This is a genomic window from Enterobacter wuhouensis (genome assembly GCF_004331265.1).
GTDB lineage: Bacteria > Pseudomonadota > Gammaproteobacteria > Enterobacterales > Enterobacteriaceae > Enterobacter > Enterobacter wuhouensis.
In genome coordinates this window covers 371,300-387,820 of sequence record NZ_SJOO01000004.1, presented here as the reverse complement: position 1 = coordinate 387,820, position 16,521 = coordinate 371,300, and the positions used below count along the sequence as shown (strand labels likewise).

Annotated in this window: 4 protein-coding genes; all 4 read left to right on the top strand. The window is 51.0% G+C overall.

All coding sequences use genetic code 11. The features are described 5' to 3' along the window. The first annotated feature begins 124 nt into the window (after positions 1-124). Genes E0L20_RS11860 through E0L20_RS11845 form a run of 4 tightly spaced genes read left to right on the top strand, consistent with a single transcriptional unit; the run spans position 125 to position 16,375 of the window. Entirely contained in the window at positions 125-2,983 is a 2,859-nt protein-coding gene (locus tag E0L20_RS11860) for a DEAD/DEAH box helicase (RefSeq protein WP_032645918.1), read from the top strand. 2 nt (positions 2,984-2,985) lie between these two features. Further along, positions 2,986-7,914, top strand: a complete 4,929-nt coding sequence (locus E0L20_RS11855) for a DNA methyltransferase family protein (protein ID WP_131634119.1) — start codon at positions 2,986-2,988, stop codon at positions 7,912-7,914. Beyond that, positions 7,914-14,255, top strand: coding sequence for a DEAD/DEAH box helicase (locus tag E0L20_RS11850; RefSeq protein ID WP_022650298.1), 6,342 nt, complete (start codon positions 7,914-7,916; stop codon positions 14,253-14,255). The genes E0L20_RS11855 and E0L20_RS11850 overlap by 1 nt, the downstream gene beginning before the upstream one ends. After that, complete coding sequence (locus E0L20_RS11845) at positions 14,252-16,375, top strand: ATP-dependent helicase (protein ID WP_022650299.1); 2,124 nt, start codon at positions 14,252-14,254, stop codon at positions 16,373-16,375. The genes E0L20_RS11850 and E0L20_RS11845 overlap by 4 nt, the downstream gene beginning before the upstream one ends. The last annotated feature ends 146 nt before the right edge of the window (positions 16,376-16,521 follow it).

Here is a 16,521-nt window from a genome sequence, read left to right as displayed (position 1 = left end):
CATTTTATCCCCCCTGACGCCACCCTTCATGTTATCTTTAAAGCCCTCTTTTTTATCGCAGTGTGCAGCGACATATCGCTCGGGATAGTGTTATCACCACTGCCTCATACAGACAGAAAAACCGATGAATAAGCAAAATTATGCACCTGGAATGCGGGTGGTTATTCGTGATGCAGAGTGGCGCATTCGCCGGGCGGATGACAGCGGAGATGGTGGTTACCTGCTGACCTGTGATGGCATTTCGGAGCTGGTACGCGGTAAAGAAGGGCTGTTTCTAACAAAGCTGGAGCAAAAAGTCGAGATTCTTGATCCAGCAAAAACAAATCTGGTGGAAGATGAGTCAGCCAATTACCAGGCGGCTCAATTGTACATAGAGAGCCAGCTACGCCAACGCGTCCCGACTGACAGCAAAGTCCATTTTGGACATCAGGCTGCGATGGACTCCATGCCCTTTCAGCTCGATCCCACACGCATGGCACTGGCACAGCCGCGCCAGCGGATATTAATTGCTGATGCGGTAGGGCTGGGTAAAACGCTGGAAGCCGGTATCCTGGTTTCAGAACTGATTCGCCGTGGACGTGGCAAACGCATTCTGGTGCTGGCGGTTAAATCCATGCTCACGCAATTCCAGAAAGAGTTCTGGAGCCGTTTTGCTATTCCATTGACGCGGCTTGACTCCGCTGGTTTACAAAAGGTGCGTAACCGCATCCCAACCAACCACAACCCGTTCCATTATTTCGATAAGACCATTATCTCCATCGATACCCTGAAACAGGACATCGAATATCGCCATCACCTGGAAAACGCCTGGTGGGATATTATTGTTATCGATGAAGCGCATAATGTCGCTGAACGTGGGACCAGCTCTTTGCGCAGCAAACTGGCAAAATTGCTCGCCGGGCGCAGCGATACGCTGATTATGCTTTCAGCTACGCCGCATGACGGTAAGGCTGAAAGTTTTGCCAGCCTGATGAATATGCTCGACCCGACGGCCATTGCCAATCCGAAAGAGTATGAATACGCCGATTTTGCCGATAAAAATCTGGTTGTGCGTCGCTTCAAAAAAGACGTGAAAGATCAGATGGCTGGCGAGTTTCCGGAACGTAATATCGTCAAACTCACGCACCCGGCAACCGGGGCCGAAGAAGAAGCTTATCGTCGGCTGGTTGAGAGCCAGTTCCGTGACGATGATGATGAAGACTCGCGGTCAAATAAAGGCCGCCTGTTCAAAATTACGCTCGAAAAAGCGTTGTTCTCCAGTCCAATGGCATGTGCAAGCGTGGTGGCTAACCGCCTGAAGCGGCTTGATAACCGCAAAGAAATAAACAGTCAGAGCCAGATTAACGAATTAGAGTCACTGCTGCTGGCGCTCAATAATATTGATGCCAGTCAGTTCAGCAAGTATCAGTTGTTGCTGGAGACCATCCGTAACGATCTCCGCTGGAAAGCGAATAACACAGAAGATCGTTTGGTGATCTTTACCGAGAGTATCAAAACGCTCGAGTTCCTTGAGCAGCAACTGCGTTCCGATCTCAAGCTGAAAGACGATCAAATTGCCACGTTGCGAGGCGATCAGGGCGATACAGTTCTGATGGAAACCGTCGAAGCGTTTGGCAAATCCCAGTCTCCGTTACGCCTGCTCATCTGCTCGGATGTCGCGTCTGAAGGTATCAACCTGCATCACCTCAGCCATAAAATGATTCACTTCGATATTCCGTGGTCGCTGATGGTATTCCAGCAGCGTAACGGACGTATTGACCGCTACGGACAAAAACACCAGCCACAGATCCGTTACTTGCTGACTGAAGCCAGTGAACCGCAGATCAACGGTGATATGCGCGTGCTGGAAGTGCTGATCAATAAAGACGAACAGGCGCAGAAGAATATCGGTGACAGCTCCGAATTTACTGGCAAATTTACGCAGGAAGAGGAAGAAGAGCAGGTTGCTGAATTCATGATGCAGGACGATGGTGCCAGCCTGTTCGACGACCTGTTGAATAGCAATGTCACTGAAAATACTGGAAACGACCTGTTTGGCGAAATCTGCAGCGCAGTGTCCAGCGATGCCTCAGCCGTGACCGAAAGCGACATTAGCCTGTTTGATAATGAGCAAGCATACTGCGAAAAGGCGCTGGGCTATCTGAAGGCCAGCGGCCAGACCGTGCAATACGATACCTTACCTGATAACACCTTATCGCTGGTCGCACCGGAGGAGTTACGCCGTCGTTTTAACCAGTTACCGCCGGAAATTGCGCCGGAAAACTGGCAGCTTTATCTAAGCCAGGACAAAACCGTTATCACGGAAGCAATTTCGCGTGCGCGCGGTGAGCAACATGCCTGGCCCGATGTGCAGTATCTCTGGCAAATTAACCCGGTCGTGCAGTGGCTAGACGACAAAATTCAGTCCGCCTTTGGTCGCCACCAGGCTCCGGTGATGCGCCTGTCGCACCTGTTTGAGCCTGATGAAGATCACTTCATCCTTTCCGGGCTGTTCCCGAACCGTAAGTCGCACCCGATGGTGAACCCGTGGCTGGTGGTGAGCTTTAACCGCGAAGCGTTAAGCGGTAGCCTGCCTTTTGCTGAGTTCCTGAAACGATATCCGCAACTGAGTAGCAAGCTGACAAACAGCGGCGGGAAGGATCGTAACCACCAACGCCAGCAGGATCTACTGGAAGCGGCGATCGCCCATGCGCGGGATGTCTTTGTTCACGATCGAAATGCTTTTGAGGGACATATCAATCAGCAGCTCAGTGAACATCTGCAAAAGCTGGACGTTCTGCGTGGGCGTCAGCTGAGTCAACTGGAACTGGATTTTGCCGATAATAAACAGCAGCTTTCAGTGAAACAGAGCCGCAAAGAACAACGTCAGCGCGAAATCGAACACAATTTTGACAGCTACATCCAATGGATTGAGGACACCATGACCACCGAAAAAGAGCCATACATCCAGGTTATTGCAGTAATCACCGGAGCGGAGGGCTAAACATGGCGCTGGTCGGTATTAATAACGAAAACGAATTTTACTCCAACCACTATCTGGGCGAAGTCTTTACCAGCGACATCCGCGATGTTCTGGAGCCCTGGATTGAGCAGGAAAATGCCGCTCGCGAAGCTGAACGCGCTGCCCGCGAACAGGGCAAAGAGGTTGAGGCGGGCTACCGCGCGCCATGGAATCAGCTTAACAGCCTGGCAACAGATTTTTTCCGTAGACTCACTGAACATGAAAAACAGCGCCAGATCCCGCAGCGTCTTGCCGATCAGCGCACTCGCTGGCAGCCGCTGTTAAAGGCATTGGGTTATGAACTTAATCCGCACATTCAGATGCTGGATGACTATACACCACTGCCGGTACTGGCGCGTTACAACAGCACTGACGGTAGTCCGTGGCTGTGGATTGTTGAAGCACACGATCAGGAAGAGGGAACGCTGGACCCGCTGGCGCTCTCCTTACTGACCGCGCAATTCCCGGCGGATACCGACAAACATAAGCGCGACAGCCTGCGTAAGAAAGCGAACGGCGAATACCGCAGCTGGCAGGATCTACTCTCCACGGTGGTCTTTACGCAAAATGAACCGCCGCGTTTTGTGCTGCTGCTCGGCAACCGCCAGCTGCTATTGCTGGATCGTACTAAGTGGGCGCAAAACCGTCTGCTGCGTTTTGATTTTGAAGAAATTTTAAGTCGTCGCGAGATAGATACCCTGAAAGCGGCGTCGGTGTTGCTACACAAAGATTCGCTGTTGCCAGGCAGTGGTGCTCCGTACCTCGATTCGCTGGATGACAATTCGCACAAGCATGCGTTTGGCGTGTCGGAAGATCTGAAATATGCCCTGCGTGAGAGCATTGAGCTGTTGGGTAATGAAGCGATGCGTTATCTCATCGACAACGAGCTGGCTTATTATACCGGGAAACGTGCTATTAACCCGGATGAGTTGAGCCGCGAATGCCTGCGGTATATGTATCGTCTGTTGTTCCTGTTCTATATCGAAGCGCGCCCGGAACTGGGCTATGCGCCGATGACCGCCAAAACCTATCTGCAGGGATACAGTCTGGAAACGCTGCGCGATCTGGAGATGATCCCGCTGACCAGCGAAGAAGATCGCAACGGGCGCTACTTTCACGATAGCCTGAATATGCTGTTCAAACTGGTGCGTGACGGCTACAGCGGCGGCGTGAAAATGCAGGGCGACCTGGAGAGCGGCGACCGGATCACTATTCATAGCCATCAGTTCAGTGTACCGCGCCTTGAAAGCCATCTGTTTGAAGCGAGTAACACCCGTATTCTTAACCGCGTGGTGTTTCGCAACGAAACCCTGCAACAAATTATTCAGGCGATGTCGTTAAGCCGCCCGGGTAAAGGACGTTTCAACCGCCGGGGGCGTATCTCCTATCGTCAGTTGGGTATCAACCAGTTAGGTGCAGTGTATGAAGCGCTGCTCTCCTATCGAGGATTCTTTGCCAGTGATGACCTCTACGAGGTGAAAAAAGCTGGAGAAGAGTTTAACGAGCTGGAGACTGGCTATTTCGTTAGCAAAGACGAGATCGGTAAATACCACGACGATGAGAAGGTCTACGAAAAAGACGGCAGCCTGCGTATTCACCGTAAAGGCAGCTTTATCTACCGCATGGCCGGGCGAGACCGCGAAAAATCAGCCTCTTACTACACCCCGGAAGTACTGACCCGATCGTTAGTCAAGTATGCCCTGAAAGAACTGTTTAAAGAGCAGATTGATCCGATTACCGATCCGCACGCCAAAGCCGACGCAATATTAAACCTCACCGTGTGCGAACCGGCGATGGGCAGCGCGGCGTTCCTTAACGAAGCCATCAACCAGCTAGCGGAAGCTTACCTGTTCCACAAACAGCAGGCGGAAGGTCGCCGCATTCCTCAGGATCGCTACACCCAGGAGCTGCAACGGGTGAAAATGTACATTGCCGACAACAACGTATTCGGCGTGGACTTGAACCCGGTGGCGGTGGAACTGGCGGAAGTGTCGCTGTGGCTGAATGCCATCAGCGGCGATGCATTTGTACCGTGGTTTGGCTACCAGCTGCACTGCGGCAACTCGCTGGTTGGGGCGCGGCGTCAGGTGTTCAACAAGAGCGAACTGACCTACAAAAAAGCGAAAGATCCGAGCTGGCTTAACAGCGAGCCAGCCGAGCTGGCGATGAATATTCCACGCGAAGAGAAGCAGATTTTCCACTTCCTGCTACCGGACAGCGGCATGGCCAACTACAGCGACAAAACCGTCAAGCAGCGCTATCCGGATGATTTCAAAGCGTTGGATAGCTGGCGCAAAGAGTTTACTAAAAGCTTTGCTCCACATGAGATTGTTGATGTGCAGCGCATCAGCGGCAAAGTGGAAGCGCTCTGGAACACGTTTCGTCAGCAGCTGAAAGCCGAGCGTCAGAAAACCGCCGACAATTACCCGGTATGGCCTGCGGAAAATACGGCTCAAGTTCGCTCTTCTTTAAGCAGCAAAGATGAAACCTTCAGCGGCCGCCTCGAAGATAACAGTACCTATCAGAAACTGCGCTGGGTGATGGACTACTGGTGCGCGCTGTGGTTCTGGCCGATCGACAAAGCGGATGAACTGCCGGATCGCGGTATGTGGCTGATGGAGATGGAGACTCTGCTCGACGGTATTGTCGTCACGGAAAGAGTGATAGAAAGTACAGAACAGGCCACCGGCGATCTGTTTGCCGACGAGGGCATGGTGCGTGAAGAGTCTTCGCTGTTTTCCGGTGCAGGTCGCCTGAAAACCGATGTGCTGTTCCGCCATTTGCCGCGTCTGGCGATTGTTGATGCGCTGAAAAAGCAGCACCGTTTCTTCCATTGGGATCTGGAATTCTGCGATCTGTACGCCGAGCGTGGTGGTTTTGACCTGATGCTTGGAAACCCGCCGTGGCTGAAAGTGGAATGGCAGGAAGCGGGTGTGCTGGGCGACTACGAGCCGGAGTTTGTTCTAGGCCGATTGAGTGCTTCGAAGTTGGCGACATTGCGTCATGAAACCTTCAATCGAATTCCGCTGCTCGAAAATGCCTGGCGCAGCGAGTATGAAGGCTGCGAAGGGATGCAAAACTTCCTGAATGCGCAGCAGAACTACCCGGTGCTGCGTGGCGTGCAGACTAATCTGTATAAATGCTTCCTGCCGCAGGCATGGCGCTTAGGGGCGCAGAAAGGCGTGGCAGGTTTCCTGCACCCGGAAGGAATTTATGATGATCCAAAAGGTGGGCAGCTGCGTGCGTCGGTATATCCGAGGCTGAGGGCGCATTTTCAATTTCATAATGAATTGAGCCTTTTTGCCGAGGTTCATCATGCAACGATGTTCAGTATCAATATCTATGGACCGCAGAATATAAAGCCGTCCTTTATTAACATGTCAAATGTTTACGCAGTAAGCGCTATTGATGCCTCGTTTGAACACAACAACGCTGGTCCTGTTCCGGGTATCAAAGATGAGCAGGAAATTGAAGGCAAAATCAAAGTTTCCTGGAATACATCGGGCCATCGTTCACGGCTAATTCATATTGGTTTAAAGGAGCTCTCTTTATTTGCTCGTCTGTATGACAGTGAAGGAACTCCTGCATGGCAGGCTCGTCTGCCAGCTTTGCACGCAGAACAACTTGTAGCGGTGTTGGAGAAATTTGCTAGCCAGCCGAAGCGATTAGGTGATTTGCAAGGTCAATATTTTTCAACGGTTATGTTCGATGAAACTTATGCGCAGAGGGATGGGACAATACTACGTAAGACTCAATTCCCTCAAGATGCATCACAATGGGTCTTGTCTGGCCCACACTTCTTTGTTGGGGCTCCGTTCTACAAGACGCCACGAGAAAACTGTACGTTAAACAGCGATTATGATTGCCTGGACTTGCTAACATTGCCCGACGACTATTTGCCTCGCACTAACTATATTCCGGCATGTGATGCGCAGGAGTATGCCAAACGTACTCCACGCGTTACTTGGACTGAACCGGGTGAAGATGAACCGAGAAAGGTGACGGATTATTATCGTTACGTTGCCAGAAAAATGCTGAGCCAGTCTGGGGAAAGAACTCTAATTCCAACGCTTATACCACCTGCAGTAGGGCATATAGATGGTTGTTTTTCGGCGGTTTTCAGCGATACTCATCGCCTGACATTATTTACAACGGCATCACTGTCCATTGCATTTGATTTTTGGGTTAAAAGTACTGGTAAATCAAACTTTAGAGATGAATTACTAAAACTGATGCCTTTGGTCTGCGAAGCTGGAAGGCAGTTAGTCGCACGTGGCTTAACATTGATGGGTGTAGGTACCGCTTATGCTAATCTCTGGCAATCCTGCTACACCCAAGAATTCAACACCCAACGCTGGAGCCGCGATCTCCCACAGCTCCCTCAGAATTTCTTCGCCAATCTGACCCCAGAGTGGCAGCGTAACTGCGCTTTACGCTCCGACTACAGCCGCCGTCAGGCGCTGGTGGAAATCGACGTGCTGGTGGCGCAGGCGCTAGGGTTAACTCTCGAAGAACTACTTACTATCTATCGCGTTCAGTTCCCGGTCATGCGTCAGTACGAAGCGGACACCTGGTACGATCAAAACGGCCGCATTATTTTTACCCCAAGTAAAGGCCTAGTGGGCGTTGGCCTGCCGCGTACCGCGCGTAAAGCTGACCTGAAAAACGGTTTTGTCTTTGATGTCGACAGCCCGGACTGGACCGGTGGCGACTGTACCGATCAAGCCATCGGCTGGGATGATGTCAAGCATTTTCAAACCGGCACTGTTAGCGCCACTTTTGATGATTATACCCGCAGCGATGAAGGCGAGCGCCGAACCGTCGTCTGGCAGGCACCTTTTATCAAACCTGACCGTGAAGACGATTATAAAGTGGCCTGGGCATTCTTTGCACAAGATAAGGAGAGCGCCTGATGCTGCCTTCCGTTGTTAGTCGGCAGGTTGCCGACAGCGTTGCTTCCTTTTTACGGGCTGCCTTTCCGCTTAACAGCCCGCTGTTTAACGGTGAAGAAAACAATAACGTCTCTATGCTGGAGCAATTTCTGTCCCAGCCGGAAACGCTGCTGAAAGGGCCGTATCTTTCCGCTCAGCTGCCGTTTCGTAAAAGTGACTTACCGCTGAACTTCTTCCCTTACCTGACGCTGCCGTTCCCACCGCACGCGCATCAGGCGCAGGCGTTTCAGCGCCTGGGTATCGAGACGCCTCAGCCGACGCTGGTGGCGACCGGGACGGGTTCCGGTAAAACGGAATGTTTTATGTTCCCGCTGCTTAACCATTGTGCTGGGGCATCAGAGGCCGGTGTTAAAGCGATCATCATTTATCCAATGAACGCCCTGGCAACCGATCAGGCCAGCCGTTTCGCTAAAACCATCGCCAGCGATCCGCAACTACATGGCAAAGTGACTGTCGGGCTGTTTGTCGGCGACAGTGAAATCGAGCCCAGCAAAAAGATGTCTGCGGATAAAGTCATCACCTGCAAACATACCCTGCGCGAGAACCCACCGGATATCCTGCTGACCAACTATAAGATGCTGGATTACCTGCTGATGCGCCCCGGCGATCAGAAGCTCTGGCGCTATAACCAGCCAGGGTCACTGCGTTATCTGGTGGTGGATGAACTGCATACGTTTGATGGTGCGCAGGGGTCGGATCTGGCCTGTCTGGTGCGCCGCTTAAAGCATCATATCGGTGTTGATGACAAGCGTTTTGCCTGTGTGGGAACGTCGGCTACCGTAGGTGACGAACTGGGGCAACTACTCGATTATGCGAAAACGATCTTTGATCAGCCGTTTAGCGATGACGCGGTTATTCGCGAAGATCGCTACACGGCGGCAGAGTATCTGCAAGGTTATACCATCGAGTACAGTCAGTATCCGGGACAGGATGTCAGCGCGGCGCTGGATCCGCAAACGTACGCCAGCCCGGTAGATTATCTGAACGGACAAATTCCACTATGGTTTCCGGATAGTTCACTGCAATTACCTGCCGATCTGGACAGCGATCTCGGACGTGAAAAGCGTATTGAGTTGGGCTCATTGTTACGTCGCCACAGCATCCTGCACGTACTCCTTGAGGATTTGCAGGGGGGAATTTTGTCGGAACAGCAGTGCCTGGAAAATCTCCAGGTGATGCTGGCGGAAAGCGCCGGGCATGCAACCCGCGTGCTGCAAAGCATTCTGGCACTAATTGCCCAGGCACGCCTGGAGGTTCCAGAAAAACAGGAAGATCGGGAAAAGCGCCTACAGGTGAACAAAGCGCGGCCCGTACTGCCTTTTGTGCAACTACGTTCTCAGCTGTGGTTGCGCGAGATGCGCCGCCTGGTTGCCAGCGTGTCAAAAACACCTAAGCTTGTTTTTGCTGATGATGTCGCGGTGGAAGATCGCGAACATTATCTTCCCGTTATTCACTGTCGTGACTGCCATGCTACCGGGTGGGCGAGCCTGCGCCATGGTCAGAGCGTTCAACTCGAAACTGATCTGGACGGTATTTATCGTCAGTTCTTCGAAAAAGGCCGTTCTATTGTATTGGCCTTCCCGGATAACAACGATAAACCTGTCAGCGGTGTTCACCAGAAGCTGTGCCCTTCCTGTTTAAAGCTCAATAAGCAATCTAACGTGCAGTGCGGGCATTGTGGCCATACTGGTCTGCTACAAGTACTTATCCCGGATATGCTCAAAGAGCGTAAGGATGAGCTGGAATTTGCCAACGAATGCCCGTACTGCAACAGCAAACAGGGTATTTCGATTCTTGGGTCACAGGCAGCCAGCCTGTCGGCGGTGATGATCCATCAGCTTTATGGCAGCCAGTTCAACGAACATAAAAAACTGATTACGTTTTCTGACTCGGTACAGGATGCCGCACACCGCGCCAGTTTCTTTACCGCCCGAACCTGGCCGTTGATGGTACGCGGACAAATCGCCAGCGTGTTGGGTGAAAAAGAAACGTTACCGTTGGATGCCTTTGCGGCACGTGTCTGCCAGCAGACGCGTGAACGTTCACCGGATGATGCCCATTTTGCCGCGAGCTTCATCGCGCCCAACATGCAGTGGATGAACGATTACCAGACGTTGAAGAACGAAGGCCAGCTGGCAGAGAGTTCCGATTTACCGGAGCTGGTTTCTCTTCGTCTCGACTGGGAGGTATACAGCGAATTTACCCTACGCGCACGAATTGGACGTACGCTGGAGGCCACCGGTTACGCAGCTGCAGGAATTGATGTTGCACGTTTCAATTCAGCGATAACGGCGCTTCACCAACAGCTTGTCGAAGAGCTGGGTGATGAAATGGTTGGGGTCAGCGTTGAGCAGGTGGCACACCTGGTTATTGGCGTTCTTTGGCATCAGCGGCAGGCGGGAGCTGTTCTGCATCCGGCGTTCGAAAGTTATCGTCGTGAGGGTAAGACCTTTATGATGACGCAGAAGGAGCGAACTTCACGCTATATGCCATCTATTGGTCCGAAAACGCGTAAACCGGCCTATGCCTCGTTTGAAAAAATAAATGGCTTCCATCGATTGATTGGTGCGAAATCCAACCCCAGCTGGTATCAGCATTGGATCAACCGCACACTCAGCAACGGTAATAATCTGTTTATCAGCAGCCTGGCAGAGACGGTTTTACGACGTCTGTTTGCGGCACTGAAAATGGCCGGGTTGGTAAAAGATTTTGATACAAAAGGCAAAGAAGCATGGGGGCTAGTACCTTCGGCGCTGGTGGTGAGCCGCGATGTTGTTCAGCTAAACTGCTCTTGCTGTCGTGAGGTTGTTCGGGCACCGGCCGATCAGGGGTGGCACTGGCGAAACGCGCCATGTCTTTCTCTGCGCTGTGAAGGCCGCTATCAGGAAACTGAAAATACAGTGACCTGGCACTGGGATAATATGGACATCGCTCGTGTTCAGGGGGCAGAGCATACCGGATTACTGAGCCGTGAAGATCGTGAGGCTACGGAACAATCGTTCTACCGCGGTAATCAGCCATGGAATATCAACCTGCTTTCGGCAACACCGACGCTGGAGATGGGTATCGATGTGGGTGACCTTTCTACGGTATTACTCTGTTCTGTTCCACCCGCGCAGGCTAATTACTTACAGCGTATTGGTCGTGCCGGGCGTAAAGACGGCAATGCACTTAACATCACTGTGGCTGAGGGGAACCCGCACGATCAGTTCTTCTTTGAAGAGCCTCTGGAGATGATGCAAGGGCAGGTACAGGCCCCTGGTGTGTTCCTGAACGCAACGGCTATCCTGGAGCGTCAGCTGGCTGCATTCTGCATGGACAACTGGGTGAAAACCGGCGTCCCGGCATCTGCTATCAGCAAAAACGTGAAGCAGATGCTGGACGAGCTGGAGTTTGGACACAAGTCTGGGTTCCCTTATAACTTCCTGCGTTATATTGATCAGCATCATGTGTATATTGCTCAGCAGTTCTCATCCATCTTCCCTGATCTTACGGAAGACACTCGTCTACAGTTACTGTCATATTTGCAAGGGGCATCAGGGCAGCGTTCTCTGGTTCAACGTATCGAACAAGCATTAAAACTGCTGGTGGAAGATCGCAAATCGTTGCGTTCCCGGATTGATAAACTCAAGCGCAGTATCGACAAGCTAGAGAGCGATCCGCACGATCAAAACTTTGACAGCGATATGCGCGAGTTGACTTCGGAACGTCAGGCGCTGATGGCCCTGGTGAACCAGATCAATAACAAGCAAACGCTTAATTTCCTCACCGATGAAGGATTACTTCCCAACTATGCCTTCCCGGAGGCCGGTATTACGCTGCGTTCTGTGCTGTGGCGGCGTAAAGACGGTGGGGAGACGCGTGAGTATCAGAACACGACCTACGAATACGAACGTCCGGCATCAACGGCGCTGGCTGAACTGGCCCCGTTGAATAACTTCTATGCGGGCGGGCATAAAGTTGAAATCGAACAGATTGATCTTAAATTGTCTGAGCCTGAAAACTGGCGTATTTGCAGCCACTGTAACTACAGCGAGAATATCGATCAGACCGGCGATCAGCATAAATACTGCCCTAAATGCGGCACACCAGGTTGGGCTGATGCCGGACAAAAAACGACGTTACTGAAGCTTCGCCAGGTTTATGCCCGCTCAAGCGCCCGGGACAGCCAGATCAGTGATGAGAGCGATAGCCGAGAACCGGCATTCTTCCAGCGACAGCTGCTGGTCAGCTTCGAAAAAGAGGATGTATCGGCCGCTTATGCCATTGATGAAGGAGAAATCCCGTTTGGCTTTGAGTTTTTGAGCAAAGTGACTCTGCGAGATATCAACTTTGGCAAAATGGCGGATGATGCCAATGAACTGATGATCGCAGGAGAGGCAAAGAAACGCACCGGGTTTAAAGTTTGCCTCGGCTGCGGCATGGTGCAGCGCCCTCGCGATCATGAACCTCGTCATGACCTGAGCTGTAAATATCGCGCTGAACCCGAAAAAGCGAAGTTTGAAGATTATCTCTACCTTTATCGCCAACTGGAATCTGAGGCATTGCGTATCCTGCTGCCAGTGACCAGCTACAGCAACGATCGCGTGGTGGAAGCCTCCCTGGGTGCAGCCATTCAGCTTGGGCTTAAACATTACTTCAAAGGTAACGTGGATCATCTGAAAGGCGTGGTGTATCGCGAGCCGGAAAATGAGGGCGAATCCTGGCGTCAGTATCTGGTGATTTACGACACCGTACCAGGGGGGACTGGCTCACTCAAAGAATTGATGCGTACACCTGACAACCTTCTGAAATTACTTGAGCTGGCCTACAAGGCGCTAGTGGAATGCAGCTGCAACCATGATACGCATAAAGACGGCTGCTATCGCTGTGTTTACGCTTACCGTGACCGCGGGCGTATGAAGTATGTATCAAGAGATCAGGCGCGTCTCTTACTGGCGAAAATCCTGAAGGCCAGTGCTTCTATACGCGTTATTGATTCCATCAAAAACATTTCGCTTGATGCCATGATGGGGAGTGAACTGGAAAAACGGTTCATTCACTGCCTGCAGGATAACAAAAATCTTCTCGTGAGCCGGAGTTATGCCCATCAGAATGCAGGCTGGATTATTAATACCCGTACAGAACCGGCGATGAGCTGGCATCTCAAAGCACAGATTGATTTAGGGGTTAAAGAAGGGGTTGGCATCCTTAGCCGACCAGATTATGTGCTCTACCCTCTGATGCAGTCAGAAAAGATAAAACCGGTAGCAATTTTCCTGGATGGTTTTGCTTTTCATAAAGATAGCGTGTCGGATGATGTCCAAAAACGGCAGGCGATTAAAGACAGCGGTAATTTTTGGGTATGGACACTGACCTGGGCTGACCTTCAAGAACAAGGCATTAAACATGTACAGAATGTTATGGGGCTTGGCCATAATCCGGATATGAAACAGCCTAAGTTTTATAACCTGTTCCATGATACAAACTTTGCTACGCTTGAAGGTTCATTCCGGGAGAGAAACAGTTTTGCACTGCTACTCGATTATCTCTCTGATCCCGGTAATAAAACTCTGCTATGGCAGAAAATGGCTGCTGCCTTTGCTTGGGTGTGGCTGGATCCTAAAAAGTCGCAGGATACTGGAGCCAAACAAAAGTACGCCTATGAAATGCAGGAGAACGCTCCCGCTTATCGGTTGAATGCACTTTTGCCTGATGAACCTTTTGTATTTGGTGGTTTACTGGATAGCTGTAGTTCATCACAACAGTTCATTGAGCTGGCAGCTGTTGTACCGCAACAAGCCATTAAATCAACGACAAGCATTGAACAAATGCGAAATTGGTTGAGGCTGCATATTTGCTTTGACGATCGTTATTCCCAGGATGATGGCTATGAAGCCGGATTTAACGGTTTCTGGTGGATGGTGAATTTACTGCAGTTCCTGCCAGATATGACATTTACCAGCCGTAAAGCGGTTCATTTACCGCAGGAGGCTGAAACGGTAAAAATGCAGACTTCGGTTGTAGTGGATATTCAGCCTGACGAGAGCTGGGCAGAAATACTTGAGTTTGGCTTATTGGGCGCAGAAGAAATCGCTTTGCTTCAGTCGTTATCGCTTCCGGCACCGACGGTTGGATATGAATTGCAGGATGACGATGGCGAAATTATTGCAGAAGCCGATCTCGCCTGGCCATTACAAAAGCAAGCCTTGATTATTGATAATCAGGAGTTTACTGCTTTATTCGCAAGTAAGGGTTGGCACGTTGCATTCGGGCCAATTGACGAAAATACATTGCAGCATCTGTCCGGAGGTGACAAATGACGATTCCAACGCCAAAGGTGGCACTTTCTGATGGTTTTCTGGGGGCTTTTGCGCGGATTCCTAAAGCGCAGCAAAAAAAGGTCCAGGAATTCATCTCTAAGTTCCGCCAGGATCCGACGAGTAATGGGCTGAACTACGAAAAGATCCACGATGCACGCAGCAATAATGTGCATTCCGTGCGTATAGACCAAACCTACCGGGGGATCGTCCTGAAACCTGAGCAGGGTGCTCTGTATATGCTGATGTGGGTGGATAAGCATGACGAAGCCTACGACTGGGCGCGGCGACACGAATGTGCGATTCACCCGGTAACCGGTGCGATTCAGGTGATTGATACCAGCTATATCAAACCTACCCCCGAGCCGACTGTTGTTGATAAACCCAAACTCTTTGCTGCGTATACGGCAGAGCAGATCCTCGCGCTGGGTGTTCCTCCTGTGTTTATTGAGCAGGTGATGGCTCTTGTGGATACCACAGGGCTGAATCAGCTGGAAAGCGTGATGCCTGCAGAAGCCTGGGAGCCCCTACACTGGCTGGCAGAAGGTCTGGATTACCAGGAAGTGCTGGAGGAGTTTAACGATCACCGTGATGAGCCTGTTGATACCAAGGACTTTATTGAGGCAATTGAGAGAAGTAAACGTCGTTTCCATGTCGTTGAAAATGAACAGGAGCTACTGCAAATGCTCAATGCGCCACTGGAAAAATGGCGTGTATTCCTGCACCCGAGCCAGCGAAAACTGGTGGAGTCTCCGGCAAATGGTCCGGTACGTGTATTGGGTGGTGCAGGCACGGGAAAAACAGTTGTTGCGATGCATCGTGCTCGTTGGTTATCCCAACGCCTGGCCGATAAACCCGGTAAAAAAGTTCTGTTCACAACCTTCACCCGTAACCTGGCGGCGGATATTCGCGCCAACCTCCAGCGTTTGTGTAGTCGTGAGGAGATGGCGCGTATTGAAGTTGTTAACATTGATGCCTGGATGAGCGAGCAACTGAAACGCCATGGATATGATTTCCGCGTGGTGTATGACAGCGATGAAGGGCGACGTAAATGCTGGAACTATGCCTTGCAGCAAGTCCCTGCTGAACTGGGTTTACCGGAAAACTTTTATTCTGAAGAGTGGCAACGTGTTGTTCAGCCGAATGCAGTTTACAGTCGTGAAGAATATCTGAAGGTGAGCCGTATTGGTCGTGGCACGGCGTTATCACGTATTCAGCGCGCGAAAATCTGGCCTGTGTTTGAAGAGTTCCGGGCACAAATGGCGCGAGCCAAACTGCGAGAGATGGGAGATGCCATGCATGAGGCAATCATTCTGTTTAAAGAAAAACAGGTGCAATTGCCTTATAGCAGTATTGTAGTCGATGAAGCTCAGGATATAGGCGCACCGGCCTTTACCCTTATTCGTAGCCTGGTTCCAGAGTCTCCTAACGATCTCTTTATCGTGGGTGATGGACATCAGCGTATTTACCGCAATAAAGTCGTGCTCGGTCAGTGTGGGATTAATGTTCGTGGGCGTCGTAGTAAAAAACTGAAAATTAACTACCGGACTACAGAAGAGACGCGACAGTTTGCCGTCGGGTTATTAACCGGCGTTAAGGTTGACAACCTGGATGGTGAAACTGATTCCTGCAACGATTATTTATCATTGCTTCATGGTGAAAAACCCATGATTACTAATGCTTCAGATTTTAAGGAAGAGGCTGAGACGATTATCAAGCAAATTCAGGCGCTGTTAGCCAATGATGTCCGTTCCCAGGATATCTGCATTACTTCCCGCACGAGGCATACGAATGAGCGCTATGTGTCAGCTCTGAATGAAGCGGGAATTGAAACTTTTAATTTAGGGAATGATAGTGGCGACAGTGATCAACGGGCCGGTGTTCGCATTGCAACAATGCACCGCATTAAAGGGCTAGAGTTCCAGTATGTGTTCCTTGCGGGTATCAACGATGGCGTTGTACCGGAAGTAAAAGCCATAGCATCTGACGATCCTGTTGAACAACGTGATGCATTATTTAATGAACGTGCGCTGCTCCATGTGGCTGCAACCCGCGCGGTAAAAGGACTGTTTGTTTCATCTTACGGTAAACCTAGTTTCTTACTGGAGCCTGAAAGCGAGTAATCCAGCCAGATAACCAGAAGCTACAGCTTCTGGTTATCTGCATTTTAGCACTCATCAATATCGGCCACTGATTTGCTGATTTGGTAAGTGCCAGGAAAGAAAGTGGAACATGGAAGGGCTTTCGCAGTGCACTGATTGCGTGTTGT